We start from the raw sequence: 24,719 nt of genomic DNA, 5'->3' as shown, positions 1-24,719 counted from the left end.
GTTTATCCAATCGCGTGCCGCCACTGGGCTGAATAGGCCCCGGTGACGTGATGTTCGAGTTGCCGTTCAATGTCCCCCAGCAGGCTGGAGGCACCAAAGCGGAAGAGATCGGGTTGCAGCCAGCGGTCGCCAAGCTCGTCCTTTATCATCGCCAGATAGACCAGCGCGTCTTTTGCCTTGCTGATCCCGCCTGCGGGTTTGTAGCCGACTTTGATGCCGGTCTGGTCCTGATAGTCGCGAATGGCGCGGATCATGGTGAGCGTCACTGGAAGCGTAGCATTCACCGGCTCTTTTCCGGTTGATGTCTTGATGAAATCAGCACCCGCCATCATGCAGACAAGGCTCGCGCGGGCGACGTTGCGCAGCGTGCCGAGCTCTCCTGTAGCGAGGATCGCTTTGATATGCGCTTCGCCACAGGCCGCACGCATTTCCATCATTTCGTCGTAGAGCGCTTGCCAATTTCCGGTCAGCACATGGCGGCGGCTGATGACGATATCAATCTCCTGCGCGCCAGCAGCGACGCTTTCGCCGATCTCAGCGATGCGCAGGTGAAATGGCGACAGACCAGCCGGAAAGCCGGTGGAGACGGCGGCCACAGGGATATTTGCGCCTCTTAACGCATCGACAGCAGTTGGCACCATGTCATGATAGACGCAGACCGCACCAGTGGTCAGACCATCCATTCCCAAGGCATCCAAAATTGGCTGCGCCACAGGTTGGCGCGCTTTCGCACAAAGCCTGCGGACGCGGCCTTCGCTGTCATCACCTGACAATGTCGTCAGATCCATCAGGCTGATGGCTTTGCAGAGCCAAGCGGCTTGATAGTCTTTCTTGACGCTTCGCCGACCGGGGAGCGTTTTTGCGCGTCTTTCGATTGCGGACGTGTTTGCCTGCACAGCCATGACCCAATCAAGGTCGAGTGGCATTCCATCATTGCGTGGCTCCTGCACTTGCGGCAGCTGCGATGTGGTCAAAGTGGGGGATTGCGTCGTTTGCAAAGGGGCCTCCTGCGGTACCTTGAAAGGGTCGCACTTTGCATAGGTCTTGGCAAGTTTTGCGCACAGGCTCAAGTGCTCGGGGCGTCGCGACCTCGCGTCAGGCCGGTTGCACGATATCGCGTTGGAATTTCTGACGATACTGCAACGGGGTTACGCCGTGGGTTGCACGGAAAAGCTTGTGAAAATGCGACATGTTCGGGATCCCGCAATCGGCGGCGATCTCGCTCACCGGTTCACTATCGGTTGTCAGAGCGCGCGCGGCATGCTCCATCCGAATGGCATTGATGTAATCCGAAGGCGTTTGCCCCAAATATTTCCGCATCATCCGGCTGACATGTGGATGAGCCTTGCCAGCGTGGGCGACCAAGCCTGCGGATCCGTTGCGGAAAATCTCTGGGTCGCGTGCGGCAAGACAGGCCTGCGACAGCCAGTTTGGAAGGTTCGCGGGGAAAGTTTCCGCGATAAGGTCGGCACAAAGCGGCAGCAAAAATGCCTCAGCAGCGAGCGTGTCATTCAAGCTGCGCTCAAGCGCGACGGCGGCGTGGTTGAGTGCGGCAAGCTGGCGTATATCGCGGTGTTTTTGGACAGGACCAGTTTCGGACCAGAACAAATGGCCTTTGACGTTTGGATGGCGCTTGGCCAAGGCTTTGATCGTCTGAGGATGGAAACAGATTGACACCACAAGCGCGTGTTCGCCCCGCCCCTGCAAGCCGTGCTTGTCCTTGGGGCGCATGAAAACAGTGTCACCTTCATGCAGCGTCGTCACACCATTGGGTAGATGATGCCGGACCTGACCGTTTTGCACCCAAAGCAATTCAAAAAAGTCATGGTCGTGCAAGGAACGAGGCCGTGAAGTGCTCAACGTTGCGCGGGTCAAATGAACCTGCGTGCCGGGCTGAAGAATGTCTTGGTGGCGCAAAGCATGTGTCATACAGCGACTCATAGCACAGCGATTGCTGCATTGCAGCATCAAAACCCCACATGCATATCAGCCTTGCATTCGTGTGAACGCGGGCGATTCTGAGGTCATATGGCGTGACAATTGGCCCGTCGCGCGGTATCGCGGGGCTAAATCCAACCCGCTTGAGGTCTGCTATGACATTTGATCGCTCCATCAAGATCGCTCCATCGATTCTTTCCGCTGATTTCGCCAATTTTGGCGCCGAATGCGTGGCGATTGAAGCGCAGGGGGCCGATTGGGTGCATGTGGATGTAATGGATGGGCATTTTGTGCCGAATATCACATTTGGGCCAGCCACCTGCGCTGCGATACGCCCACACATCAAGGGTGTCATGGATGTGCATTTGATGATCTCGCCCGTTGATCCCTACATCGAGGGATTTGCCAAGGCCGGGGCCGACATCATCACCGCCCATGTGGAAGCGGGCCCGCATATCCACCGTACGCTGCAGGCCATCCGAGCGGCCGGTGCAAAGGCGGGCGTTGCGTTGAACCCCGGCACGCATGCAAGTGCTGTGGAGCCACTTCTAGATATGATTGATCTGGTCTGCGTGATGACCGTGAACCCCGGCTTTGGCGGCCAGAAATTCATTCACAGTCAGGTGGATAAGGTCCGCAATCTACGCACCATGATCGGCGATCGCCCTATTCACATCGAAATTGACGGAGGAGTCGATCCGGCGACGGCGCCGCTGGTGGCGGCTGCAGGCGCGGATGTTCTGGTCGCAGGCTCTGCCGTTTTCCGTGGGGGATCTGTCAGCAATCCGGCACCTTACGGCGACAACATTCGTGCAATCCGGAGCGCGGCAACACATTAGTCTTTCGTCAAAGGTGACGTGTTGAGACATGAAATACCGGACCCGGACGCTTTATACGGACAAACAGAAGTCAGAGATGTGGGATCGGTGGCAGCGCGGTTCGCCATATTTGGCTTCCCAAGCTTTTATTGTGCTGCAACCGCACCCGGTTCTGACACGTTTACGGGGTATGAATTTCGTGCGTTTCAGTTTCTTGCGGCCAACCTGGCGACAGACAGCAACTGTGCAAATATCTTGCAACGTGTGTCATAAAGGCCTCTGACGATGCCGGCCTGAGGTCTATATCGAGATGCAAAAACGACATCTGTTCCATTGCATCATGAACGTCGTTTTGAAGCCCCGCCACTGATTACAATCCGTTCGATTGATGCGCTCGGCCTGCTCCAGTGCGCGGTGGTTCGTCCAGACCATGATGTTTCGTTCTGGGTGGCTTGGATCACTGACGGATGTAACAACCGCTGACCAAATGCCATCACTCGACTGCTCGACGATCGTTCCGCCCTTGCGATAAATCGCTATCGGACACTTGTCGGTACCAACCATGCGGCCATTCGATGTGAAAACACCCGCGCGGGCGCTGCCAGTTCCGACATCGATGCCTAGCAAGTGGCGGCTTTCTGGATCGGGTTTGAGCACAACAGCTTCCCTAAAGGTCGACGCTGTTTGGCAAGATCTCTATATAGCGGATCACCACACCCCGCGGACGCGTCAACATGAACAGAACAGCCTCGGCGACGTCGCGTGGTTGTATCAACGATCCGTTTGCCAGTGCCTCATCCATCTTCTGTTTGGGCCAATCGTCCAGCAAGGCTGTGACGACGGGCCCAGGGAGTACGGCACCCATCCGAATGCCGTATTCTGAATCTTGACGGCGGGTCGCGTGAAGAAATGCCTGCACCGCGAACTTTGACGCAGTGTAGATCGGCTCCCAAACAACCGGCACGACGCCCGCGACCGAACTTGTAAAGATGATGCCGCCCGTCTTGCGTTCGATCATCCGTGGCAAAACCGCCTGAACGCTCTGAAAGGCCGCATTGACATTGATGTTCAGCATCCTGCCCCATTCGTCAGGATTTCCCTCTGCGGACGCTCCGCCAACGTAGGCACCAGCATTGGCAGTGAAAATGTCCAGCGGACCGACGAGAGCCTCAATCTTTGGCAACATGGCAGTGACCTTTGACCCTTCGAGAAGATCAATCACCAATGGTTTTGCATTGCTGCCAAGGTCTTCGCATAGCGCGTTCAGCCTATTTCTTGCACGGTCGATCAGCACGACCTGCGCCCCTTCTTCGATCAAGATCCGCGCGCATTCCAGCCCGATCCCCGATGCCGCGCCCGTTCTAAGGCCTTTCTGACAGGGCACAAACGAGGACCTGCAATCAAGCCTTTGCGTGAATGACCATTTCGGAAGTTTGGATCCAAGAAAACCGCCTGGGGTACCAGCAAATCTTTATGGGGCAGGAAAGCTAACGCCAATCGTCCGGGGCTAAGCCAAGCGTCTTTATTCGAGAGTAAAGCGTTGTCGGCTTTACACCCAATAATGCCGCTGCCCCATTTGGTCCGGACACACGGCCTTTGGCTTCTTGCAGGCACGCAATTGTATTGGCGACGCGGATTTTTTCGATGTCGGCTTCGCTGAGCAGCGTCGTGATCTTGCGTGTCACTGGGGCAGAGGCTGGATGGATATCGACCATTAATTTGTCCGCACGCGACACGATTGCGCCTCGCTCGATCACGTTTGCAAGTTCGCGCACGTTTCCTGGCCAATCGTACCGCTGCAACGTTCGGATTGTGCCGGCCGTGATAATGGGCGGTGAGCGGCCAAGTCGCTTGCAGGCAAGGTCCAAGAAATGGGCTGCAAGCAGAGGTATGTCGTCGGGGCGATCACGCAATGGCGTGCAGTGAATTGGAAAGACATTGAGGAAGAACACCAGTTCTGGCCGGATCCGGCCAGCCTGCACTTCGCGGTCAAGATCGCGGCTTGTAGAGGCCACGACACGCAACTCGAGGCTTTTTGCCCGATCATCGCCCAGACGGGTGACTTGGCGGTTTTGCAAGGCATCAAGCAACTGCCCCTGAAGGTCCCACGGAATATCCGCGATCTCGTCGATATAAAGCGTGCCGCCGTGCGCCAGTTCCAGCTTGCCAGGTTTATCGCGCAGCGCGCCAGTGAACGCGCCCCGGACTTGACCAAACAGTTCGCGCTTAAACATGTCTGGCGTGACGGAGCTGCATTTGAAATGGATCAATGGACGCCTGCGTCGATCACTGTCATTGTGGATCGCAGACGCTACCATTGCCTTGCCTGTTCCGCTTTCCCCTGTAATCAATACGTTAGCAGGCGTGCGAGACACCATTTCGACCCGTTGAAGGATCTGTTGGATCGCGGGGGACTGGCCTACCACGTCGTGATGCGCGCGCTCGATGCTGATCGCTTCTTGCAGATAGGCATTTTCCTGTTCCAACCGGTCACGCAAGGCGGCCACTTGGTTCATGGCGTCGCGCAGCTTGCGTTCATTTTCCCAGCGCTCAGTGATGTCGCGAAAGATCACCACCGCACCAGCGAGGACTTGTCCTTCGTAGATAGGAGTAGAGACATATTCAACGCGGATTGGCTTGCCGTCCTTGCGCCAGAACACCTCATCCTCGATGCGGTTGACCTGTTCATATCTGAAAGACTGGTAAATCGGACATTCATGCGAAGGATATTTTTCGCCATCCAGATGATGATGATGAATTTTGGTATGGATGTCTTCGCCCAGCAAATCCTCATTGGTCCAACCCAGCATTTCTTGGGCGGCACGGTTCACAAAGGTTGTTTTGCCGTCTGCATTGACCCCATAGATGCCTTCACCCGCTGCATTCAGGATCAACTGGTTTTGTTGTTCAAGTTCGGAAAAGAATGCCTGAGCGCGCTGCCATTCCAGTATGCCACCGCTGTAGATTGTCGCGGTCCGAAACGCCTCGGCGCGGCGTTCAAGCGCGTCAAGATCGGTGATTTGCAAGATGAGCGTGTCCGCATTGATCCGGCCGTTGATTTCGCAGTCTATCGGCGCCCCTGCTTGGGTCTGCAAAGTAATCCGGCGTGTCCATGCCGTTCCACGATACATAACTTCATCCACGAAAAGGATCATGTGCGGGATGTCGTCCAATACGAGTTCGGAAAAGCGAGAGCCGATGAGCGCATCATCCTTGAACAGGGCAATCGCCTCAGGTGCCGCCGCCAAAATGCGGTCGGTTTCGAGGTCCAGAACCAAGGTAGCGCCAAATGCGCCGCTCAGTCGGGAATCAATGTTTGGCACTGTTGTTGGCATTCATAAGTAGAGGACCGACCTGCGACTATTTTCAATACGAAACCTCGTAAATTACGAAAAAATGTAATTATATTCATAACGCATACTGCGTTAATGCCTTGTAATTCATCGCTAAACCTAATTTTTGGGATCGCTCTAAAGACTATTTTGTTCAAGTGGGCTGCAAGCCAACATGGATTCAAAGTTTGACAGGAGCGATCAAAATGACAGTAAAAAGCCTCGGAAATCCATTCTCATCTGAAACTGACCTGCGTCATGGCGCGGAATGCGGCTGCGCTGGATGCGTCACATCAGCGGTAGAGCAACAAGGTGGCCCGGATCTGACGACCAGCGAAGCCATGATGGAGCGCGCAGTCGAAAGTGCGATTGTCCGGTCCGTGTTTGGCCAAAGCGATATTGGTCGCCGCTCATTCATGGGTATGATGGGTGGCTCAACGATGGCTGCTGCACTGGCCTCGGTCTTTCCGATGAACGAAGCAAAGGCCGCCATTCTCGACAACCTTGGCCCGCTGGAGAAAACAGACCTGAACATCGGTTTTGTTCCGATTACCTGTGCGACACCCATTATCATGGCGCAGCCGATGGGTTTTTATGAACGCTATGGACTGAATGTGGATGTCATCAAAACTGCCGGCTGGGCCGTGGCACGCGATAAGTCGCTGTCGGGGGAATATGATGCCAGCCACATGTTGACGCCGATGCCGCTGGCCATGACCCTTGGTGCAGGGTCGATCGCGGAGCCATACATCATGCCGGCTGTCGAAAACATCAATGGACAGGCGATTGTGCTGGCAAACGAACATCTCGACAAGCGCGATCCAAAGCAGTGGAAGGGCTTTACCTTCGGCGTTCCTTTCGAATATTCGATGCATAACTTCCTGCTGCGCTATTATGTGGCTGAGTTTGGGCTGGACCCCGACGTCGATATCCAGATCCGCGTCGTTCCCCCACCGGAAATGGTGGCGAACTTGCGCGCCGGAAACCTTGATGGATACCTGTCGCCAGACCCGTTCAATCAACGCGCCGTCTATGAAGGGATCGGCTTCCTTCATGTGCTGACCAAGGATCTTTGGGAAGGGCACCCTTGCTGCGCTTTCGCGGCACCGCTGTCTTTCGCCACCGAAATGCCGAACACTTATGGTGCGTTGCTCAAATCGATCATCGATGCAACGCAATATGCGTCGGCAGCTGAAAATCGTAAGGAGATCTCCACGGCAATCGCGCCAGCCAATTATCTCAACCAACCGGTGACAGTGATCGAGCAGGTCCTTACCGGCGTATATGCGGATGGTCTCGGCGAGGTGCAGAACGTGCCGGATCGGATCGATTTTGACCCGTTCCCTTGGCATTCGATGGGGGTTTGGATCCTGACCCAGATGAAGCGTTGGGGCTACATTGAGGGCGATGTCGACTACAAAGCCGTGGCCGAGCAGGTCTATCTGGCCGCTGACTGCAAGAAGGTGATGGAAAACCTCGGATATGAAGCGCCAGACGTGAGCTACAAGTCGCATACGATCATGGGCAAAGCGTTCGATTACAACGAACCCGAAGCCTATGTCGACAGCTTCGCGATCAAGAAAGGCTAAGGCAAATGCCAACGCTTCCGCTGAATTTTCGTGCAGCTATTCTGTCCGTCTCGCTCCTGCTGGTCGGCCTCCTGATCTGGGAGGCCGCGATACCGGCCCCGAAGCCTGTGGGCGAGCTGACAGAATATGAAATCCTGACAGGTGCAGGTCAGCCCAAAGCGGGGGTGCCGCCACCAAGCCAGGTTATGGTCAAGGCATGGGAGCAACTGAGCGACCCATTCTATGATGCGGGCCCCAATGACAAAGGGATCGGTATTCAGATCGGGTATTCGATCTATCGCGTTCTCGTGGGCTATGCGCTTGCTGCAGCAATCGCAATTCCGCTTGGGTTTTTGATTGGAATGTCGCCGCTCGCCTACAAAGCACTCAATCCGTTCATTCAGGTCCTGCGCCCCATCTCGCCTCTGGCGTGGATGCCACTCGCGCTGTTCATAATCCAAGACAGTGAGGCCAGTGCGATTTTCGTCATCTTTATTTGTTCGATTTGGCCTATGCTAATCAACACCGCTTTTGGTGTCGCAGGCGTGCGCGAAGACTGGGTCAATGTCGCCCGCACACATGAGCTCAATCCGCTACAAACTGCCTTTACGGTGATTTTACCTGCTGCGGCGCCGACGATTCTGACAGGAATGCGGATTTCGATCGGTATCGCCTGGCTGGTGATTGTCGCGGCTGAGATGCTCGTGGGTGGTACTGGCATTGGCTACTACGTCTGGAACGAGTGGAACAATCTCGATCTCACGTCGGTTATTTTTTCCATTCTTATGATTGGCGTCGTGGGTATGGGGCTTGATGCAGCCCTGGGCTTTGTGCAGCGCGCCGTCTCTTACGTTGAATAGGATATAGACATGAAACCGTTTCTAAGTGTCGAAAACATGACCCAGCGATACCCTGATGGGCAGGGCGGTGAGTTGACAGTCTTTGAAAATGCGACCTTCGGGGTTGAAAAGGGCGAATTCGTTGTAATCCTTGGGCACTCCGGCTGTGGCAAGTCCACGATCATGAATATCCTTGCTGGTCTTTCTGATCCAACGGCTGGCGTGGTCGTGATGGATGGCTCTCAGGTGAAAGGGCCAAGTCTGGATCGCGGGGTCGTCTTCCAAAACTATTCCCTGTTGCCGTGGCTTTCCACTCTCAAGAACGTGACCTTCGGCGTTGCCGCAAGGCACCCTGAATGGACCAAGGCGCAAGTGATCGATCACTCGACCAATTATCTTGCGATGGTCGGACTGGAAGGTGACGTGATCCACCGCAAACCCAGCCAGTTGTCAGGGGGTATGCGCCAGCGTGTATCCATTGCGCGGGCATTTGCGAACCATCCCAAATTGCTCTTGCTGGACGAACCCTTTGGCGCGCTTGATGCCCTGACCCGAGGGACGATCCAGGATGAGTTGCTGAAAATCTGGAGCGGAACCGAACAGACCGTCTTTATGATTACCCATGATATTGATGAGGCAATCCTTTTGGCCGACCGTATTCTGCTGATGACTAACGGTCCCTTTGCGCGTGTCGCGGAAAGCGTCGAAATCACAATCCCGCGTCCACGCAGCCGGACCGAGATTATCGAGCATCCCAACTATTACGCCATCCGCAATCACCTCGTGCAATTCCTCGGCAAGCGCTCAAAGGAAAGGGCCGGAAACGGAGTGTCTGATGGCACCAACTCCCCGACACCTGTCCGGATTGACAAGACCGAACCAGCCGACGCCCCCGAAACTGCGCCACCCGCGCTGCGGGCCGTCAACGAATAACCATTGGAGGAGAAAGAATGAAAGACCTCACCATGACCCGGATGATGACCAAAGAAGACGTAACCGCGATGATCCTGTCTGCCAAGAAAACGGCTGGACTGACATGGGAAGAGATCGCCGACAAGATTGGCATGTCGCCTGTCTGGACCCATTCCGCGGCGATGGGCATGAATGCCTTTCCAGCCGACAAGGCCAAGTTGATGGTCACGGCAATGGGTTTGCCGCAAGAGGCCGAGAGTGTCCTGTCCGAGAGTCCTACGAAAATCTGGGAACAAGCGGTTCCAACCGATCCTTGCATTTATCGCTTCTATGAGATCGTCGGCGTTTATGGCCCGACGCTGAAAGCGCTGATCCAGGAGAAGTTTGGTGACGGCATCATGTCAGCTATCGACTTTGAAATGTCTGTGACCCGCGTCGAAAACCCAAAAGGGGACCGGGTCAAAGTTGAGATGACAGGCAAATACCTCGGGTATAACAGCTGGTAATCCCTTGCCGCCGCGCAAGCGCGACATCAGGGCGATGACAGATCTGGACTTGAAACAGATCTGCGATCGTCTCAATAACACGCCTCAAAGGCCGGGGATGGCACAGTCTGCATCTGCAACTGGCAATCAATCGACAGCAACGGGGTCCCGGATGTTGGCGCAGCTCGCGTGTCTGGGAAGATTGGGACGGCGGTAGAGCAGTCACGCGGACACATCGCGGCGAAGGTCTCAAAAGAGCCCATCTTACGAATTTCTGCGTGTCGCCAATGGCCGCTTCGTCCCAGAAATAAAATGGCCACGGATCAAAGGCGGTTCCGTTTACGCATCGATAAGTGCGTCGATAACCGCGCATTCCGGGGCGGCATCGCCTGTGCATCGCGCGACCGTCTCTGACAGGACGCGCTCTATCCGCGTAAGATCGGCCATTTTTACCTGCACATCTGCCAGATGCGCTTCAGCTACGGCCTGGACTTCGGCGCAGGTCTGGGTCCGATCATCCACCAAGCCGAGCAGCCCGCGAATTTCTTCCAGCGAGAAACCGAGATCGCGGGACCGCATGACGAAATTCAAACGTCTCACGTGGGTGTCATCGTAGAGACGATACCCTTTGGAGCTGCGCGGCGGGTCAGGCATAATCCCGACCCTCTCATAGTAGCGGATTGTTTCAAGATTGCAGCCAGTGGCACGCGCCAGATCGACCCGTCGGAATATTTTCACGCTTTTGTTATCCATTTCTCCGAAGAAACCTCTTGAGCCTGTATCAGCTACAGACTCTAGAACGGTGGACATATCCGATCAAGGGCAATTTCATGGAACAGAGCTTTTCGGCACAGACCCCCGGTCAAACACATCAGGTCCGCGATGACACTGTGAAAGGATGGAGCGCGACCGGTTTTGGCGTTCTCGGTGCGCTGGCGATGACTTCGTGCTGCATTCTGCCGCTGGTCCTTGTGAGCTTTGGCGTGACAGGCGTTTTCATCGCGCAGCTTGGGGCGCTCTATGCCTACAAGTGGTACACTTTCGCGCTGAGCGCCGCATTCATCGGATACGGGTTTTACAAGGCCTACAAACCTGTGGACACGGAGGCTTGTGCCAACGGCACTTGTGCGCGTCCGATTGATCGTCGTGTGATGCGTGCGACGCTCTGGGTCGCCACCCTGACAGTCGCGGTCGCGATGATCTTTCCTTACATCACCCCATACATCCTGAAATTCTGAGCAAGGATCAAACCTATGAAGCACCTACTGTTGTCATCGGCACTCACCGTTGCCGCGCTATCGTCTGCGACCTGGGCTGAAGAGCGCAGCATCGAGATCACCGTCGGCGAATTGACCTGTCCCTCTTGTTCTTTCATCGTCGCAAGCGCGCTCCGGAGCGTTCCATCAGTGGAGATCAATGGTTTCGAAGATGGACCCGCGGACGGTCAGGGTATCTACACCGTGAGTTTTGAAGATACCGAAACAACCGTCGAGAGCATCGTCGGGGCGGTGACTGCCAACGGCTATCCGGTGTCTGTCCTGCCCGAAGTCGACTGGTGAAGCGCCAAACCCCGGTCAATCCTCAACGTAGTTTAATGAAAGCCAGCCCCTTGACGGACACACCTGAAAACCCCGACCGACTGTTGAAACGAGGGCTCGGCGGTGCGCTCTTCATGGCTGTTTGCTGCTTCACACCGCTGCTGGTCATTGTCGTCGCTGGCGTGGGGTTGTCGGCGCTTACGGGCTGGCTCGATTATGTCCTGTTCCCGCTGTTGTTCTTGTGCCTTGCGGTCGTGGTGCAGGCGCTCTGGCTGCGCGCAGGCAAGCTAGGCCCGGCTCCGAAAATCTGGGCGACCGCGATTGCCGCCGCGCTATCCGTGCTTTTCATCTGGATCGAGTTCCGTTTCGCGCTGCCGATCACAGTGGGCGTTTTTGTTGCTGTCGGGCTCTACGCTTTTTTCCTTAATCGCATGACATCGAACGGAGCAACGCAATGAAGATGGAATCCCGCAAAAGGGGCCGACATCCTTGTCGGCGCGCCGATCCATCTGATTGTCGCCACGCGGCTGAATTCACACCTGCAAGAGGCACCTTGAAATGAAAGACACTGACAAGAATGACGCCGCCAAAGACAGGTATGACTTGATTGTCCTCGGGGCAGGATCGGCCGGGTTTTCCGCCGCGATCACTGCGGCTGATGCTGGTAAGCGTGTCGCCCTCGTGGGATATGGCACCATCGGCGGAACATGCGTCAACGTGGGATGCGTGCCCTCCAAGGCGATGATCCGCGCGGCGGAGGCCGTGCACGGTGCGCGGGCTGCCAAGCGGTTCCCCGGTCTATCAGGCCACGCGCAAGTCGATGATTGGCAGACGCTAGTTCAGTCCAAGGACGATCTGGTCGCGACCCTGCGCCGACAGAAATACGCCGACCTTCTGCCGGAATATGAGGGTGTCGATTACATCGATGCCGGTCCCGCGCGGCTGATCGAAGGTGGCGTGACAGTCGGTGAGCGAACCCTGAAAGCGCCGAAGACCATCATCGCCACGGGCGGGCGTCCGGTCCTGCCGTCGATTGAGGGCATCGAAGAAATCGGGGCGCTCGACAGCACCAGCCTTCTGGAACTCCAAGTGCTGCCAAAAAGCCTTATCTTCGTCGGCGCGGGCTACATCGGCGCGGAACTGGCCCAGATGATGAGCCGGATGGGCGTGAAGGTGACGCTTGTTGCGCGGTCGCATTTGCTGCCCGGCGCGGAACCGGAAGTCTCGGCGGCGCTGACGGAGGTGTTCGAGGCCGAGGGCATCACCCTTCTGACCGGATTGAGCTACGACCATGTGCGACGCGACAGTGCGGACGTGACGCTGCGCGTGATCCAAGACGGAAACCCCATCGATGTGACGGCGGATCATCTCGTTTCGACCGCTGGCAGGCGCGCCAATACCGAAGATATGGGTCTCGAAGAGATCGGCGTTGAAACCAACGCGCGCGGGTCCATCGTCGTCGGCGATGACATGCAGACATCCGTGCCCGGCATTTACGCGGCGGGTGATGTGACCGACCGCGACCAGTTCGTTTATATGGCGGCCTATGGTGCAAAGCTGGCCGCTAAAAACGCGGCTCTTGGCGGGGATCATCGCTACGACAACGCCGCGATGCCGTGGGTCGTGTTTTCCGACCCGCAGGTCGCGGGCGTCGGTCTCAGTGAAGCCCAGGCGCGGGACGCGGGCCTCGAGGTTAAGACTTCCATCGTGCCGCTCGGTCAAGTGCCGCGCGCGCTGGCCGCACGCGACACGCGCGGATTGATCAAGCTGGTAGCGGACAGAAAGACCGACCGGCTGCTTGGCGGCCAGATCATTGCGCCCGAGGGGTCCGATACGATCCAGACTCTCGTGATGGCGCTGAAGTTCGGCATGACCACCAAGGCACTCGGTGAGACGATCTTCCCCTATCTGACAACTGTCGAAGGGCTGAAACTGGCGGCACAAACCTTCGATATGGACGTGGCGAAGCTGAGCTGCTGCGCTGGATGAAGGCCACGAAAAAGGACCAGAAAATGAGCGAGGACTACGACCTGATCGTCGTCGGGGCAGGTATGGCCGGGGTTGCGGCGGCCAACAAATGCGGTACTGCGGGCTGGCGTGTGGCTATCGTCGATGCGCTGCCCTACGGCGGCACCTGCGCATTGCGCGGCTGTGATCCGAAGAAGATCCTGCGGCGTGGTGCGGAAATTATCGACGCGGCACGGCTCATGCAAGGCAAGGGGATCGACCCCGGCGATCTGTCGATCAACTGGGCCGATCTGATGGCGCACAAGCGCGGCTTTACAGATCTGGTGCCGGACAAGATGGAGAAGGGCCTGACGGGTAATGGCGTCGAAACTCTGCATGGAACCGTGTGCTTTGTTGGGGCGAACACGCTGGCGGTCGATGGGGAGGCATATCGATCGAAACGGTTTCTCGTCGCCGCCGGTGCCATGCCCAGGCCGCTCGGTTTCACCGGCGCGGGTCTCGTGATCGACAGCACGGATTTCCTCAATCTTGAGGCCCTTCCCGAACGCATCCTTTTTATCGGCGGTGGCTTTGTGTCATTCGAGTTTGCGCATATCGCTGCGCGGGCCGGAGCCATACCGATCATCGTAGATCGCGGCGCACGCCCATTGCGCGGCTTCGACCCCGATCTTGTCGAAATGCTGATTAAACGCAGCGCCGATATCGGCGTGGACCTGATGCGCGAGACCGAAATCATCTCGGTAGCGAAAGCCAATGGAGCATTGGCGGTCGAAGTGAAGTCAGGCGATCACACCCAGACAATCGAAACCGATCTGGTCGTGCATGGTGCAGGCCGTGTTGCAGCCCTGGGTGACCTGAATCTGGAGGCCGCAGGCGTTAACTACAGCGATAAGGGCATCGTCGTAGCCCCGCATCTGCAAAGCGCAACGAACAGCGCGGTCTATGCCGCCGGAGATTCCGCCGACACCGATGGTCTGCCGTTGACGCCGGTCGCTGTGATCGAAGGCAAGGTCGCGGCGTCCAACATGCTCAAAAACGCGCAGATCGTGCCGGATTATGCAGGCATTCCGACAGCGGTCTTCACTGTCCCGGAAGTGGCACGTGTCGGCATGTTGGAAAATGAGGCGAGAGACGCCGGGCATGATATCGACGTCCGGTTCACCAATACGGGCGGTTGGTATTCAAACTACCGGATCGGCGAAACATCCGCCGCCGCGAAGATCCTTGTGGACAAGTCGGACGGGAAAATCCTTGGCGCACATCTGTTTGGCCCGGAATACGGCGAGCAGGTCAACTTCTTCGGGTTGGCAATCAAGCTGGGCCTGACCGCGAAGCAGCTTCAGTCAATGACGGCGGCCTATCCAAGTGTCGGATCGGACCTGGGGTCGCTACTCTGAACCTAACAAGACAATCTCTGTTCATCGGATCATTTTTTTTTGCGAAATCGGCCAAAACGCAACCGTTTCTGGCGGCGACTGGCTGTTATGCCTCGCGGTAATTGTCACACGCCGCAACACCCTCTGCCACCAGATCGAGAAGGGCGTCCACATCATTTAAAAGATCTGTAATGCGCGCGCTGGTAATACGGTAGCGGATAAAGCGTCCATCGCGGTCGCTGGCGACAAGCCCGCAATCCAGAAGGCACCGGAGATGGTTGGAAACGTTGGGTTGCGATAGTTCGGTGCGGGTCACAATCTCATGGACGGCCAAAGGCGCTTCGCACAAAGCGTCCAAAATCGCCAGGCGGCTTGGGTCCGCAAAGCCGCGAAACAGCTTCGCTCTTCGCTCGATGGCGGTGGCCCCGGTGTTGCGGTCGGCGACAATCTGGTCCATATCATCCCTCACTGATATGTTGTTTCTTGATTCATTCTAGCAGGAGTATTGCACCCATGGCCAACGCCAATAGCACCGGCTCTACGACAGAAATTTCATCCTTCCGTTACCGCGTCTCCGGCATGGATTGCGCCAAGGACGCCGCGCAGATTGAACGGGCGGTGCAGTCTGCCGGGGTCGCGCCAGACGCAGTGAAAGTGTCGGCGGCGACCCATATCATGACCTTGAAGGTACCTGAACCGCGCTTGCCGGAGATCGAAAAAGCCGTTGAGACAACGGGGTACGGGTTTGATCGCATCGAGAGCGGCGAGGACATCCAGCAAAGTGCGGCCCATCAGGATCCGGCGTACAGACGCGCGCTCTGGATCGTCGTGATCCTGAACGTTGGCTATGGTGTCATCGAGATGATCGGCGGGTTCATTGCCGGATCGCAGGCCGTGAAGGCCGACGCGCTCGATTTCATCGGCGATGGCGCAATAACCTTCCTCGGCCTTCTGGCAATCGGCTGGAGTCTTCTCTGGCGGGCGAGATCGGCCCTGATTCAGGGTATCTTCCTTGGCCTCCTCGGACTTGGGGTGTTCGGGACAACACTCGTCCGGGTCTTCGAGCCGACGACCCCGGATGCGGGCCTAATGGGTCTGCTCGGCATAGTCGCTCTCGTCATAAATATCATTTCCGTACTGCCGCTGCTGCGGTTCCGCAAGGGCGATGCCAATATGCGCGCTGTCTGGCTGTTTTCGCGCAACGACGCCATCGGCAATGCGGCCGTCGTCATCGCCGCCGGTCTGGTGGCATGGTTGGGCAGTGCCTGGCCTGACCTCATTGTCGCCTTCGGAATCGCTGGACTGTTCCTGCACTCATCCTGGGCGATCATCCGCGATGCGCGTTCCGATCTGAAGCTGAGGTCATGAACAGCCGCGTTCTGGGTGGGCTTCGCGCGATCGTAGCATTCGGTCTCGATCAGGGCACAAAAACGCTTGCCCTGTACACTGGTCCTGACCCCAAGAAGGATCGAGACCCACATACCCCAATTCGCGACCTAGAAATCGACGATCGTCGCGACGCCCTTCTCAACGGCGAGATCAACAACGCTTGCAGCAACCGCGAGGTCTTGCAGGCCAACGCCTGTGCCATCAAACATCGTGATTTCACCAGCGCTTGTGCGCCCGGGATGCGTGCCATTGATAACAGCGCCCAATTCGTTCACGTCTGTTTCCATTATCAGACCACTGCCGATAGCGTGTTGCGCCTCGCCGATGCTGATGGATTGCGCCACTTCATCGGTAAACACCGTTGATTTGGCAAGCAGGGCGGCCTCGACCTCTTGCTTGCCTTTGGTGTCTGTGCCCATGCAGGCGATATGCGTTCCAGCGCCGATGTGGTGCGCCATAATCGTCGGCGCAAAAGTGGAGGTGATCGAGATCACGACATCCGCCTCGACCATGCCCTCAAGCGGCACGGCTTCAAAAGGCAAACCCGCTTCGTTCGCGATCTTCTCGATATTGGGCAGCATTTCCGGGTGGTAATTCCAGCCAATGACCTTCTCGAATGCGCGCTGTTCCAGAGCGGCACGTAGTTGAAATGTAGCCTGATGGCCCGCGCCGACCATCCCCATGACGCGTGCGTCCTTGCGGGCCAGATGCTTGATCGAAACCGATGACGCGGCGGCGGTGCGCAGGGCAGTCAAAAGATTGCCGCCCACCATGGCTTTGACTTTGCCGGTGTCGGGATCAAACAGGAAAACCGTAGACTGGTGATTGATCTCACCATGTTTTTCAAGGTTATTGGGCCAATAGCCACCGGCCTTAAGACCAAGCGACATGCCCGATTTATCGAACCCGCCCTTGAAACCGTAAAGCGCATTTTCGTGGCCAATCGCCTCACGAATGACCGGGAAATTATACGCACTGCCCTTGGACATAGAGGCAAAGATCTGCTCCACAGCGGTGAAGGCATCTGCACGGGTCATCAAAGCTGCGATTTCTTTTTCGGGGACGATAATCATCTTGGTATTCCTTGCAAAACGGGCCGGTCGCAATGACCGACCCTGATCTTCTCATTCCTGATAAACTTCCCCCGGAGGGGCCTCAGGTCAATATGCCTTCCCGCGTGCAGAGACGGGCCACAGCGTTTCCACCTTGCCGTTGCGGACGCCAACATACCAGTCGTGCACGTTGCAAGTCGGGTCACAGTGACCAGGCACCAGCTTTAGCTTGTCATTGACCTTCAGCACACCGTCAGGGTCAGCAACAACGCCGTGCTCATCCGAACACTTGACGTATTCAACATCAGTGCGGCCGTAGATGGTGGGCAGGCCACTATCGACAGACTGCGCTTTCAGGCCCGCGTCGACGATGGCTTTGTCCGCCTTGGCGTGGCTCATAACGGATGTCAGCAGGAACAGCGCATTTTCCCATTCGCCTTGGTCGATCCGCTTGCCGTCCTTATCAAGGATACGGCCATAATCTGCGTCCATGAAGGCGTAAGATCCGCATTGCAATTCGTTAAACACGCCAGAGGCGCTTTCGAAGTAGTAGGACCCTGTGCCGCCGCCGCCAACGATATCGCTCTCAATGCCTTCTGCTTTCAAAAGTTCCAGCGTTTCGGCAACCTGACCGATTGCGATCTCGGTTTTTTCTTGACGGTCGGCATAGGAATCCATGTGCTGCATCGCGCCCTGATAGGCTTGAATGCCTGCGTATTTCAGGCCATCTGCGGCATCGATTGCTTTGGCAAGATCAACAACCGGTTGGCCATATTGCACACCACAACGGCCTGCACCTACGTCGATCTCAACAAGGCATTCGATTTGTGTGCCCTGCCTCATCGCAGCCTCGGAAAGGTCCGCCACGTTGTCGATATCGTCCACGCAACAGATCGCGCGTGCGCCCAGCTTTGGCAGACGGGCCAAACGGTCGATCTTTTCCGGCTGACGGACCTGATTGGACACCAGCACGTCCTTGATCCCGCCGCGGGCGAACACTTCCGCTTCTGACACCTTCTGGCAGCAAACACCGACTGACCCGCCAAGCTTTTCTTGCAGTAATGCCACGTCAACGGATTTGTGCATCTTGCCATGTACGCGGTGACGCATGCCATGGGACTTTGCGAAATCGCCCATTTTCTTGATGTTACGCTCCAGCGCGTCGAGGTCCAGCACGAGGCATGGCGTCTGAATGTCCGCTTCATCCATGCCGGGCAGGGCAGGGACGTCATAGCCCACTTCGAGATCCTTGAGGTTGCTCATATCGTTCATGGTTCTTCTCCCTTTAGAGAGTTTGGATTTCATTTTGTTTGGGTCGTCGCCAATCGCGTTGGCGTGACGCGAGAGGCAGCGCATGGTGGCTCAATGCAAGCCAAACGCTCAGCCTTGCATCCAAGGTAATTTGTCGAGGTCAACATTACCGCCGGTGATGATAACGCCTACGCGTTTACCTGCGAATTTATCTTTGTTTTTCAATATAGTGGCTAAAGGCACGGCACAGCTTGCCTCCATCACGATACGCAGGTGCTTCCAGGTGATTTTCATCGCGTCGATGATCTCTTGCTCGGAGGCGGTATAGATGTCGGTCACGTAGTTTGACACAAAATGCCATGTGCGCTCCTTGAGGGGCACAAGCAGCCCGTCGGCGATGGTCTTTGGCGCATCGTCGGCGATGATGTGACCTGCCTTGAAACTGCGGTAGGCATCGTCAGCCTGCTCTGGCTCGGATGCGATGATTTGCACTTCCGGGGCCAGCGTGGACAGGGTCAGACAGGTGCCGGAGATCATACCGCCACCACCGATTGGTGCTACCATCATTTCCAGTCCGTCCACCTGCTCCATGAATTCCTTCGAGCATGTACCCTGACCGGCAATAACGCGCGGATCATTGTAGGGGTGAACGAAATCGCCGCCAGTTTCCGCCTGAACGCGCGCGAATGTTTCTTCGCGCGACGTGGTGGATGGTTCGCACTCAGTAATCACGCCCCCGTAGCGACGCACCGTGTCTTTCTTGGCCTGTGGCGCAGTGCGTGGCATGACCACGTTGCAGGGGATACCCCGGCGCATCGCAGCATAGCTCAGGCAGGAGGCATGGTTGCCTGACGAATGTGTCGCGACACCGTTTCTGGCTTGCTCGTCAGTGAGCCCAAACACCGCGTTGGATGCGCCACGTACCTTGAACGCGCCCGGCTCCTGAAAGTTCTCACACTTGAAAAACAGTTGCGCGCCGGTCAGCTCATTGAGGTAATCGGACGTGCGGATGGGCGTCCGGTTAATGTGCGGCTTGATACGCTCATGCGCATCAAGCATGTCTTGGTAGGTTGGGATGTACATCTCGTCGTCCAACATTATGCAGCGTCCTTCAAAGGTACCGATTTCGATCCGGTGCGGTAGAATTCCTGCGCGGCGGCAACACCGGAACCCTGCTTGATGTCCAGACCCAGATCAACCATGCACATCTCAGCCGTCGCTATGCCCGAGAGTGCCATGACATCTGTCATGCTTCCCAAGTGGCCGATGCGGAAGACTTTGCCCGCAACTTCACCAAGCCCTGTCCCAAAAGCAACGCCGTATTTATCAGCGGCATGACTGACAATATCAGTAGCGTTAAAGCCCTCTGGCGTCAAAATCGCGGAGACCGTGTCGGAATAAACATCAGGCGAGACGGCGCAAAGCTCCAGGCCCCACGCATCAACCGCCGCACGCACGCCGGAGGCGATGCGCGTATGGCGGGCAAAGACGTTCTCAATCCCTTCTTTCAGCAAGGTTTCGCAAGCAAGCAGCAGGCCGTTCATCAGACCGACAGCCGGGGTGTAAGGGTATGCACTTGCATCATACCCTTTCGTCATGTCGTTGATGTCAAAGAAAGTGCGGTGCAGTTTGGCTGTCTTCGTGGATTGCACCGCGCGTTTGCTGAAGCCAATAATCGCGAGGCCCGCAGGCAACATGAAGCCTTTTTGCGATCCGGTCACAGCGACATCAACGCCCCATGCGTCAAAACGGAAGTCCATCGACGCGATTGAGCTGACGCCATCAACAAAGAGCATCGCAGGGTGGCCTGCGTCATCCAATGCTTTGCGGACGGCGGCGATGTCTGATTTCACGCCAGTCGCAGTTTCATTATGTGTCGCAAGAACGGCCTTGATCTTGTGGCCCTTGTCAGCGGCCAATATCTCTGCGTAGCGGTCAGCAGGCAAACCATGGCCCCAAGGCGTGTCCACGATCTCGACGTTCAGGCCGTGACGTTGGCACATGTCGATCCATCTATGGCTGAACATCCCGTTGCGCGCTGCCAGAACCGTATCACCGGGCGACAGGGTATTCGTCAAAGCTGTTTCCCAGCCGCCGGTTCCGGTGGCGGGGAAGATAAAGACTTCGGCGCTATCCGACTTCAAGATCTGCTGCACATTGGCACGGGCTGGATGCAATATCTGACCAAACAAGGGTGAGCGATGGTCGATCGTCGGCATGTCACAAGCTTTGCGAATGGCTTCAGGTATATTGGTCGGGCCGGGAATAAATACTGGGTTTTGAAAGCTCATTGCTATTCCTCCATTGGATTGAGTGTGTTTTGGCAGAGGCCATGCCGTCTCTCAATTTTTTTGAAATTAGTTTTCAGAATTGAATCGCGGGAATAAACTGTTTGTTGTCAGTTGGTTGTTTTTTTCATAAAGTGAAATGAGTTTTCAAAAGTGGAAAAAAGTTATGGAAGAAGAGGCTAAACGTGGCCGAGGACGCCCAAAGTCATGGGATGACAAAGGGCAACAAAACACCATAAAGTCGCTCGACCGCGCGCTTGAGGTGCTCGTCGCGCTAGGCGAGATGCAAAGTGCTACACTCTCGCAGATCGCCGGAGAGTTAGGCCAATCCCCGGCTACGATCTATCGCGTCTTGAGCACCTTTCAGGGACGCGGTTTTGTTGATTTTGACGAACATGCGCAGGAATGGTGCATCGGACCTGCGGCCTTTCTGACCGGATCACATTTCTTGCGCCGCACCTCCTTGGTTGAACGCGCGCGCCCGATCATGCGTGAATTGATGCAAAACACTGGCGAGACCGCGAACCTTGGGATTGAGCGCGACGGCATGGTCTTGTTCTTGGGGCAGGTGGAAACCCACGCGACGATCCGCGCGTTCTTTCCGCCCGGCACCGCTTCTGCCATGCATGCGTCCGGCATCGGCAAGGCGCTCTTGTGTCGGATGGATGACAAGCGGCAGCGGCAGGTTCTCGCGGCCGGTCAGTTGGAAGCCTTTACACCGCATACATTGACCGACCCGGAGGCAATGATTGCTGATTTGCGCGCGGCCAAGGCGCGCGGCTATGCCTTTGACGGTGAAGAACGTAATATCGGGATGCGCTGCATTGCGGCGCCGGTCTTCAATGTGTTTGGCGAAGTTGTCGCAGGGATTTCGGTTTCCGGTCCCACCGCCCGGATCACTGATGACCGTATCGACACGCTTGCGGCCGATGTCATGGTCGCTGCCGCGCGACTGACCCGCGCAATCGGCGGCAACAGCCGTCCGCCGGGCTAACGCTTCGCAGAGCGTATCGCGCTGTTCTTGTAATTGGGATCGTCCTCTATGGGCCGGTCAACGCGTGGATCGTGAACATCGCTGAAACGCGTCGGCACAGCGGTCAGCCGCGCCCAAAGCTTGCGTGCTGCGAATTGCGCAATTACGACCAGCACAATGAACCCGCCAAAGGCCGTAAGGATCGACCAGATATCGATGCGAATGCAGGCATCGCCCGCGCCCATAGTCACAGCATAGAGAATGCTGACCGTTTCAGCGCACTCAGGGTTCATCGCGTTTCCTCGTCCGTTTATGCGAAGCCTAGCAGCGCCGATGTGCTCGTGCAAAGTGTGGGTCGCGAAAACAACCGCACACTTCGCAATTTTGCATGACTTTCAAGCCATCCGTTCCTAGGGTTTTCCGAAGCCTGACCTAGACGGAGCGCGCCATGCAATTTGGATTGACCGATGAGCAGCAGATGATCGTGGATACTGTCCGCTCATTTGTCGAGCATGAGATCTACCCCCACGAAGATGGCGTAGAGCGCAGCGGTGAAGTGCCGCATGAAATCGCGGAAGACATTAAGCGCAAGACGATTGAACTTGGTTTCTACGCCTGCAACTTCCCTCAAGAGGTCGGCGGTGCAGGCCTGTCGCATGTCGATTTCGCCTTAGTTGAGCGTGAACTGGGGCGCGGATCAATGGCGCTCAATCACTTCTTCGGGCGTCCACAGAATATTTTGATGGCCTGCGAGGGCGAACAGCGTGACCGCTACTTGCTGCCTGCCGTGCGCGGGGAGCGGATGGATGCGCTTGCCATGACGGAGCCTGATGCCGGATCGGATGTGCGCGGTATGAAGTGCTCCGCCGTGCGCGACGGCGGGGATTGGGTGCTCAATGGCTCGAAGCATTTTATTTCGGGCGCCGACCACGCGGACTTCTTCATTGTCTTCGTTGCGACAGGCGTCGATGAAACACCGCGCGGCCCCAAGAAGCGTATCACAACATTCCTTGTGGATCGCGGCACACCGGGGTTTGAGGTGCGGGATGGCTATGCCTCTGTCAGCCATCGCGGCTATAAGAACTGCATCCTTGATTTCGACAATTGCCGCTTGCCGGATACGCAGGTCTTGGGCGCGGTCGATGGCGGTTTTGCGGTGATGAACGAATGGCTCTACGCGACCCGGATCACGGTTGCCACGATGTCGGTCGGGCGCGCACGCCGTTGCTTTGACTACGCGCTCAGCTATGCGGCAGAGCGCAAGCAATTCGGCCAGCCGATCGGCAGGTTTCAGGGCGTCAGCTTCCAGATAGCAGACATGATAACCGAGATTGACGCGGCGGACATGCTGACGCTTGGTGCCGCTTGGCGCTTGGACGAGGGGCTGCCTGCAAACCGTGAAATAGCCTCAGCGAAGGTTTACGCAACTGAAATGCTGGCACGCGTGACAGATGCGACCTTGCAGATCTATGGCGGCATGGGCCTCATGAATGACTTCCCGATTGAGCGTTTCTGGCGCGATGCACGGGTCGAACGCATCTGGGACGGCACCTCGGAAATCCAGCGGCACATTATCAGCCGCGAGCTTTTGCGGCCATTGGGTGCCTGATGCAGCGCCTACAACGGCTTTTTAACCCACGTTCGATCGCCGTTATCGGCGGTGGCGCTTGGGGTGCAGAGGTGATCCGGCAATGCCAGAAGATCGGCTTTTCCGGCGATCTCTGGTCTGTGCACCCCACAAAGAAAGACGTGGCCGGGCTGGTGCCCTTTGCTTCGGCGCAGGATTTGCCCGCGCCCCCCGATGCCGTTTTTATCGGCGTGAACCGCTATACCACAATTGAAGTCACGCGTGCGCTGTCCCAGATGGGGGCTGGTGGTGCGGTTTGCTTTGCCTCCGGTTTTCAGGAGGCCGCCGCAGAGGTGGGTGATGGGGCCGATTTGCAATCGGCCTTGCTTGAGGCGGCAGGCGAGATGCCGATTATTGGTCCCAACTGCTACGGCTTTCTGAACTATCTCGACGGCGTAGCGATGTGGCCCGACCAGCATGGCGCGTTGCGGGTGGAAAAAGGCGTCGCACTCGTCACCCAATCGTCCAATGTTGCCATTAACCTGACGATGCAGACGCGAGGCTTGCCGCTAGCCTATGTGGTGACGGTTGGAAATCAAGCGCAGACAGGGCTGTCCGAAGTCGGACAGGCGCTGTTGGAAAACCCGAAAGTCACGACGCTGGGGCTGCATATCGAGGGTTTGAATGATCTGGCGGCATTTCACGCGTTGGCGGCAACCGCACGGCGTTTGGGCAAACCGATTGTTGCGCTGAAAACCGGCCAATCCGAACAGGCGCAAACAGCGGCAATATCCCATACGGCGTCAATAGCAGGCAGTGATGCGGGTGCTGACGCGCTTTTGGCGCGGCTCGGCATCGGGCGGGTTGGGTCGCTTTCGGCGTTTCTGGAAACGCTCAAGCTCCTGCATGTGACTGGTCCGCTGTCATCCGCAAACATCGCGTCCATGTCATGTTCGGGTGGCGAGGCGAGCCTGATGGCTGATGCCGCACATGGCACGACTGTGCGTTTTCCTGCCTTGACAGACAGGCAAGCCGCACAATTGCGCAAGACGCTCGGCCCGCTGGTCGCGTTGGCCAACCCGCTTGACTACCACACTTTCATTTGGGGAAATGAGGACGCGATGACTGCGACCTTCACCGCGATGATGTCGGATGCGGTGAGCCTTGGCATTGTTGTTCTGGATTTCCCACGTCCGGATCGGTGTAGCTCTCCCGATTGGGACGTTGTACTGAATGCAGTGACGCGTGCGCAGGCACAAGCAGGGCGGCCAATCGCCATTCTGGGCTCTTTGTCGGAAAACATTCCCGAAGCGGTGGCGCAAAGGCTCGTTGCGCAGGGCGTCATGCCGTTTTGCGGATTGTCCGAAGCGATGGAAGCGATCGAAACAGCCGCTTTCATTGGCCAGTGCCATGTGACTGATATGC

The 24,719-nt window shown here is 56.8% G+C and carries 26 protein-coding genes; 14 read left to right on the top strand and 12 right to left on the bottom strand.

Annotation, left to right across the window (positions count from 1 at the left end; genetic code table 11):
* Nucleotides 1-2: 2 nt before the first annotated feature.
* Entirely contained in the window at nucleotides 3-926 is a 924-nt protein-coding gene (gene deoC / locus ACFDSS_RS02245; protein WP_375254158.1) for a deoxyribose-phosphate aldolase, read from the bottom strand.
* 169 nt (nucleotides 927-1,095) lie between these two features.
* On the bottom strand, nucleotides 1,096-1,836 hold the full coding sequence (locus ACFDSS_RS02240) for a helix-turn-helix domain-containing protein (RefSeq protein WP_375254129.1): 741 nt from the start codon (nucleotides 1,834-1,836) through the stop codon (nucleotides 1,096-1,098).
* A gap of 257 nt (nucleotides 1,837-2,093) precedes the next feature.
* Here ACFDSS_RS02240 and rpe point away from each other — a divergent pair, with 257 nt between their 5' ends.
* Nucleotides 2,094-2,777 carry a ribulose-phosphate 3-epimerase gene (gene rpe, locus ACFDSS_RS02235; protein ID WP_375254128.1) on the top strand — a complete coding sequence of 228 codons (684 nt, stop codon included), beginning with the start codon at nucleotides 2,094-2,096 and terminating at the stop codon, nucleotides 2,775-2,777.
* 279 nt (nucleotides 2,778-3,056) lie between these two features.
* On the opposite strand, the gene ACFDSS_RS02230 is transcribed toward rpe, so the two are convergent.
* The 3 genes from ACFDSS_RS02230 to ACFDSS_RS02220 form a co-directional block, all read right to left on the bottom strand.
* Complete coding sequence (locus ACFDSS_RS02230) at nucleotides 3,057-3,413, bottom strand: hypothetical protein (protein WP_375254127.1); 357 nt, start codon at nucleotides 3,411-3,413, stop codon at nucleotides 3,057-3,059.
* 10 nt (nucleotides 3,414-3,423) lie between these two features.
* The gene (locus tag ACFDSS_RS02225) at nucleotides 3,424-4,140 is read right to left on the bottom strand and encodes an SDR family oxidoreductase (RefSeq protein ID WP_375254126.1); all 717 of its coding nucleotides are present in this window, start codon (nucleotides 4,138-4,140) and stop codon (nucleotides 3,424-3,426) included.
* A gap of 103 nt (nucleotides 4,141-4,243) precedes the next feature.
* Nucleotides 4,244-6,091, bottom strand: a complete 1,848-nt coding sequence (locus ACFDSS_RS02220; protein ID WP_375254125.1) for a sigma-54 interaction domain-containing protein — start codon at nucleotides 6,089-6,091, stop codon at nucleotides 4,244-4,246.
* Nucleotides 6,092-6,294: 203 nt separating this feature from the next.
* Here ACFDSS_RS02220 and ACFDSS_RS02215 point away from each other — a divergent pair, with 203 nt between their 5' ends.
* Genes ACFDSS_RS02215 through cynS form a run of 4 tightly spaced genes read left to right on the top strand, consistent with a single transcriptional unit; the run spans nucleotide 6,295 to nucleotide 9,913 of the window.
* A complete protein-coding gene (locus tag ACFDSS_RS02215) occupies nucleotides 6,295-7,677 on the top strand; it encodes a CmpA/NrtA family ABC transporter substrate-binding protein (protein WP_375254124.1) in 1,383 nt (460 codons plus the stop codon).
* Between the two features lie 5 nt (nucleotides 7,678-7,682).
* Nucleotides 7,683-8,516, top strand: coding sequence for a nitrate ABC transporter permease (ntrB, locus tag ACFDSS_RS02210; RefSeq protein ID WP_375254123.1), 834 nt, complete (start codon nucleotides 7,683-7,685; stop codon nucleotides 8,514-8,516).
* 9 nt (nucleotides 8,517-8,525) lie between these two features.
* Complete coding sequence (locus ACFDSS_RS02205; RefSeq protein WP_375254122.1) at nucleotides 8,526-9,428, top strand: ABC transporter ATP-binding protein; 903 nt, start codon at nucleotides 8,526-8,528, stop codon at nucleotides 9,426-9,428.
* Nucleotides 9,429-9,445: 17 nt separating this feature from the next.
* Entirely contained in the window at nucleotides 9,446-9,913 is a 468-nt protein-coding gene (cynS, locus tag ACFDSS_RS02200) for a cyanase (protein ID WP_375254121.1), read from the top strand.
* Nucleotides 9,914-10,231: 318 nt separating this feature from the next.
* Here cynS and ACFDSS_RS02195 read toward each other — a convergent pair whose 3' ends face one another.
* Nucleotides 10,232-10,645 (bottom strand): helix-turn-helix domain-containing protein, encoded by a 414-nt coding sequence (locus ACFDSS_RS02195; protein ID WP_375254120.1) that lies wholly within the window; start codon nucleotides 10,643-10,645, stop codon nucleotides 10,232-10,234.
* A gap of 77 nt (nucleotides 10,646-10,722) precedes the next feature.
* Here ACFDSS_RS02195 and ACFDSS_RS02190 point away from each other — a divergent pair, with 77 nt between their 5' ends.
* The 5 genes from ACFDSS_RS02190 to ACFDSS_RS02170 all read left to right on the top strand — a co-directional run bounded on the left by ACFDSS_RS02190 (nucleotide 10,723) and on the right by ACFDSS_RS02170 (nucleotide 14,795).
* Nucleotides 10,723-11,130: a mercuric transporter MerT family protein gene (locus ACFDSS_RS02190; protein WP_375254119.1), complete on the top strand. Its 408-nt coding sequence runs from the start codon at nucleotides 10,723-10,725 to the stop codon at nucleotides 11,128-11,130.
* A 15-nt stretch (nucleotides 11,131-11,145) separates the two neighbouring features.
* Nucleotides 11,146-11,451 carry a heavy-metal-associated domain-containing protein gene (locus tag ACFDSS_RS02185; protein ID WP_375254118.1) on the top strand — a complete coding sequence of 102 codons (306 nt, stop codon included), beginning with the start codon at nucleotides 11,146-11,148 and terminating at the stop codon, nucleotides 11,449-11,451.
* A 35-nt stretch (nucleotides 11,452-11,486) separates the two neighbouring features.
* Nucleotides 11,487-11,888: a mercury resistance system transport protein MerF gene (merF, locus tag ACFDSS_RS02180; RefSeq protein ID WP_375254117.1), complete on the top strand. Its 402-nt coding sequence runs from the start codon at nucleotides 11,487-11,489 to the stop codon at nucleotides 11,886-11,888.
* Nucleotides 11,889-11,988: 100 nt separating this feature from the next.
* Nucleotides 11,989-13,419, top strand: coding sequence for a mercury(II) reductase (gene merA / locus ACFDSS_RS02175; protein WP_375254116.1), 1,431 nt, complete (start codon nucleotides 11,989-11,991; stop codon nucleotides 13,417-13,419).
* Between the two features lie 23 nt (nucleotides 13,420-13,442).
* Nucleotides 13,443-14,795 (top strand): dihydrolipoyl dehydrogenase family protein, encoded by a 1,353-nt coding sequence (locus ACFDSS_RS02170; RefSeq protein ID WP_375254115.1) that lies wholly within the window; start codon nucleotides 13,443-13,445, stop codon nucleotides 14,793-14,795.
* Nucleotides 14,796-14,880: 85 nt separating this feature from the next.
* Here the strand turns inward: ACFDSS_RS02170 and ACFDSS_RS02165 are convergent, their stop codons facing one another.
* Nucleotides 14,881-15,231: an ArsR/SmtB family transcription factor gene (locus ACFDSS_RS02165; RefSeq protein WP_375254114.1), complete on the bottom strand. Its 351-nt coding sequence runs from the start codon at nucleotides 15,229-15,231 to the stop codon at nucleotides 14,881-14,883.
* Nucleotides 15,232-15,287: 56 nt separating this feature from the next.
* Here ACFDSS_RS02165 and ACFDSS_RS02160 point away from each other — a divergent pair, with 56 nt between their 5' ends.
* On the top strand, nucleotides 15,288-16,142 hold the full coding sequence (locus tag ACFDSS_RS02160; RefSeq protein WP_375254113.1) for a cation transporter: 855 nt from the start codon (nucleotides 15,288-15,290) through the stop codon (nucleotides 16,140-16,142).
* A 128-nt stretch (nucleotides 16,143-16,270) separates the two neighbouring features.
* Here the strand turns inward: ACFDSS_RS02160 and bhcD are convergent, their stop codons facing one another.
* The 4 genes from bhcD to bhcA all read right to left on the bottom strand — a co-directional run bounded on the left by bhcD (nucleotide 16,271) and on the right by bhcA (nucleotide 20,757).
* Nucleotides 16,271-17,236, bottom strand: a complete 966-nt coding sequence (gene bhcD / locus ACFDSS_RS02155; RefSeq protein ID WP_375254112.1) for an iminosuccinate reductase BhcD — start codon at nucleotides 17,234-17,236, stop codon at nucleotides 16,271-16,273.
* Nucleotides 17,237-17,323: 87 nt separating this feature from the next.
* Nucleotides 17,324-18,487 (bottom strand): 3-hydroxy-D-aspartate aldolase BhcC, encoded by a 1,164-nt coding sequence (gene bhcC, locus ACFDSS_RS02150; protein WP_375254111.1) that lies wholly within the window; start codon nucleotides 18,485-18,487, stop codon nucleotides 17,324-17,326.
* Between the two features lie 108 nt (nucleotides 18,488-18,595).
* Nucleotides 18,596-19,564 carry a beta-hydroxyaspartate dehydratase BhcB gene (gene bhcB / locus ACFDSS_RS02145; RefSeq protein ID WP_375254110.1) on the bottom strand — a complete coding sequence of 323 codons (969 nt, stop codon included), beginning with the start codon at nucleotides 19,562-19,564 and terminating at the stop codon, nucleotides 18,596-18,598.
* Nucleotides 19,564-20,757 (bottom strand): L-aspartate--glyoxylate aminotransferase BhcA, encoded by a 1,194-nt coding sequence (gene bhcA, locus ACFDSS_RS02140; RefSeq protein WP_375254109.1) that lies wholly within the window; start codon nucleotides 20,755-20,757, stop codon nucleotides 19,564-19,566. Before bhcA ends, bhcB begins: the two co-directional genes overlap by 1 nt.
* Before the next feature lie 136 nt (nucleotides 20,758-20,893).
* Here bhcA and bhcR point away from each other — a divergent pair, with 136 nt between their 5' ends.
* The gene (gene bhcR, locus ACFDSS_RS02135) at nucleotides 20,894-21,748 is read left to right on the top strand and encodes an HTH-type transcriptional regulator BhcR (RefSeq protein ID WP_375254108.1); all 855 of its coding nucleotides are present in this window, start codon (nucleotides 20,894-20,896) and stop codon (nucleotides 21,746-21,748) included.
* On the opposite strand, the gene ACFDSS_RS02130 is transcribed toward bhcR, so the two are convergent.
* Nucleotides 21,745-22,020, bottom strand: coding sequence for a hypothetical protein (locus ACFDSS_RS02130; protein WP_375254107.1), 276 nt, complete (start codon nucleotides 22,018-22,020; stop codon nucleotides 21,745-21,747). The two genes, bhcR and ACFDSS_RS02130, sit on opposite strands and share 4 nt — an antisense overlap.
* Before the next feature lie 155 nt (nucleotides 22,021-22,175).
* On the opposite strand from ACFDSS_RS02130, the gene ACFDSS_RS02125 reads away from it, so the two are divergent.
* Nucleotides 22,176-23,336 carry an acyl-CoA dehydrogenase family protein gene (locus ACFDSS_RS02125; protein WP_375254106.1) on the top strand — a complete coding sequence of 387 codons (1,161 nt, stop codon included), beginning with the start codon at nucleotides 22,176-22,178 and terminating at the stop codon, nucleotides 23,334-23,336.
* A partial coding sequence (locus ACFDSS_RS02120; protein ID WP_375254105.1) for a CoA-binding protein occupies nucleotides 23,336-24,719 on the top strand: 1,384 nt, incomplete at its 3' end. The genes ACFDSS_RS02125 and ACFDSS_RS02120, both read left to right, overlap by 1 nt.

It is taken from the genome of Yoonia sp., assembly GCF_042093035.1.
In the GTDB taxonomy this organism is placed as follows: domain Bacteria; phylum Pseudomonadota; class Alphaproteobacteria; order Rhodobacterales; family Rhodobacteraceae; genus Yoonia.
Note: the sequence above shows the minus strand (reverse complement) of the source record. Positions and strands in the feature narration are given on the sequence as shown.

Coding starts and splice junctions, on each gene's coding strand:
- bhcC (WP_375254111.1), bottom strand. CDS start 18,487: ATGAACGATATGAGCAACCTCAAGGATCTCGAAGTGGGCTATGACGTC.
- merA (WP_375254116.1), top strand. CDS start 11,989: ATGAAAGACACTGACAAGAATGACGCCGCCAAAGACAGGTATGACTTG.
- ACFDSS_RS02220 (WP_375254125.1), bottom strand. CDS start 6,091: ATGCCAACAACAGTGCCAAACATTGATTCCCGACTGAGCGGCGCATTT.
- cynS (WP_375254121.1), top strand. CDS start 9,446: ATGAAAGACCTCACCATGACCCGGATGATGACCAAAGAAGACGTAACC.
- ACFDSS_RS02160 (WP_375254113.1), top strand. CDS start 15,288: ATGGCCAACGCCAATAGCACCGGCTCTACGACAGAAATTTCATCCTTC.
- ACFDSS_RS02165 (WP_375254114.1), bottom strand. CDS start 15,231: ATGGACCAGATTGTCGCCGACCGCAACACCGGGGCCACCGCCATCGAG.
- ntrB (WP_375254123.1), top strand. CDS start 7,683: ATGCCAACGCTTCCGCTGAATTTTCGTGCAGCTATTCTGTCCGTCTCG.
- ACFDSS_RS02195 (WP_375254120.1), bottom strand. CDS start 10,645: ATGGATAACAAAAGCGTGAAAATATTCCGACGGGTCGATCTGGCGCGT.
- rpe (WP_375254128.1), top strand. CDS start 2,094: ATGACATTTGATCGCTCCATCAAGATCGCTCCATCGATTCTTTCCGCT.
- ACFDSS_RS02205 (WP_375254122.1), top strand. CDS start 8,526: ATGAAACCGTTTCTAAGTGTCGAAAACATGACCCAGCGATACCCTGAT.
- deoC (WP_375254158.1), bottom strand. CDS start 926: ATGCCACTCGACCTTGATTGGGTCATGGCTGTGCAGGCAAACACGTCC.
- bhcD (WP_375254112.1), bottom strand. CDS start 17,236: ATGATTATCGTCCCCGAAAAAGAAATCGCAGCTTTGATGACCCGTGCA.
- bhcA (WP_375254109.1), bottom strand. CDS start 20,757: ATGAGCTTTCAAAACCCAGTATTTATTCCCGGCCCGACCAATATACCT.
- ACFDSS_RS02170 (WP_375254115.1), top strand. CDS start 13,443: ATGAGCGAGGACTACGACCTGATCGTCGTCGGGGCAGGTATGGCCGGG.
- bhcR (WP_375254108.1), top strand. CDS start 20,894: ATGAGTTTTCAAAAGTGGAAAAAAGTTATGGAAGAAGAGGCTAAACGT.
- ACFDSS_RS02185 (WP_375254118.1), top strand. CDS start 11,146: ATGAAGCACCTACTGTTGTCATCGGCACTCACCGTTGCCGCGCTATCG.
- ACFDSS_RS02130 (WP_375254107.1), bottom strand. CDS start 22,020: ATGAACCCTGAGTGCGCTGAAACGGTCAGCATTCTCTATGCTGTGACT.
- ACFDSS_RS02215 (WP_375254124.1), top strand. CDS start 6,295: ATGACAGTAAAAAGCCTCGGAAATCCATTCTCATCTGAAACTGACCTG.
- ACFDSS_RS02125 (WP_375254106.1), top strand. CDS start 22,176: ATGCAATTTGGATTGACCGATGAGCAGCAGATGATCGTGGATACTGTC.
- ACFDSS_RS02190 (WP_375254119.1), top strand. CDS start 10,723: ATGGAACAGAGCTTTTCGGCACAGACCCCCGGTCAAACACATCAGGTC.
- merF (WP_375254117.1), top strand. CDS start 11,487: ATGAAAGCCAGCCCCTTGACGGACACACCTGAAAACCCCGACCGACTG.
- bhcB (WP_375254110.1), bottom strand. CDS start 19,564: ATGTTGGACGACGAGATGTACATCCCAACCTACCAAGACATGCTTGAT.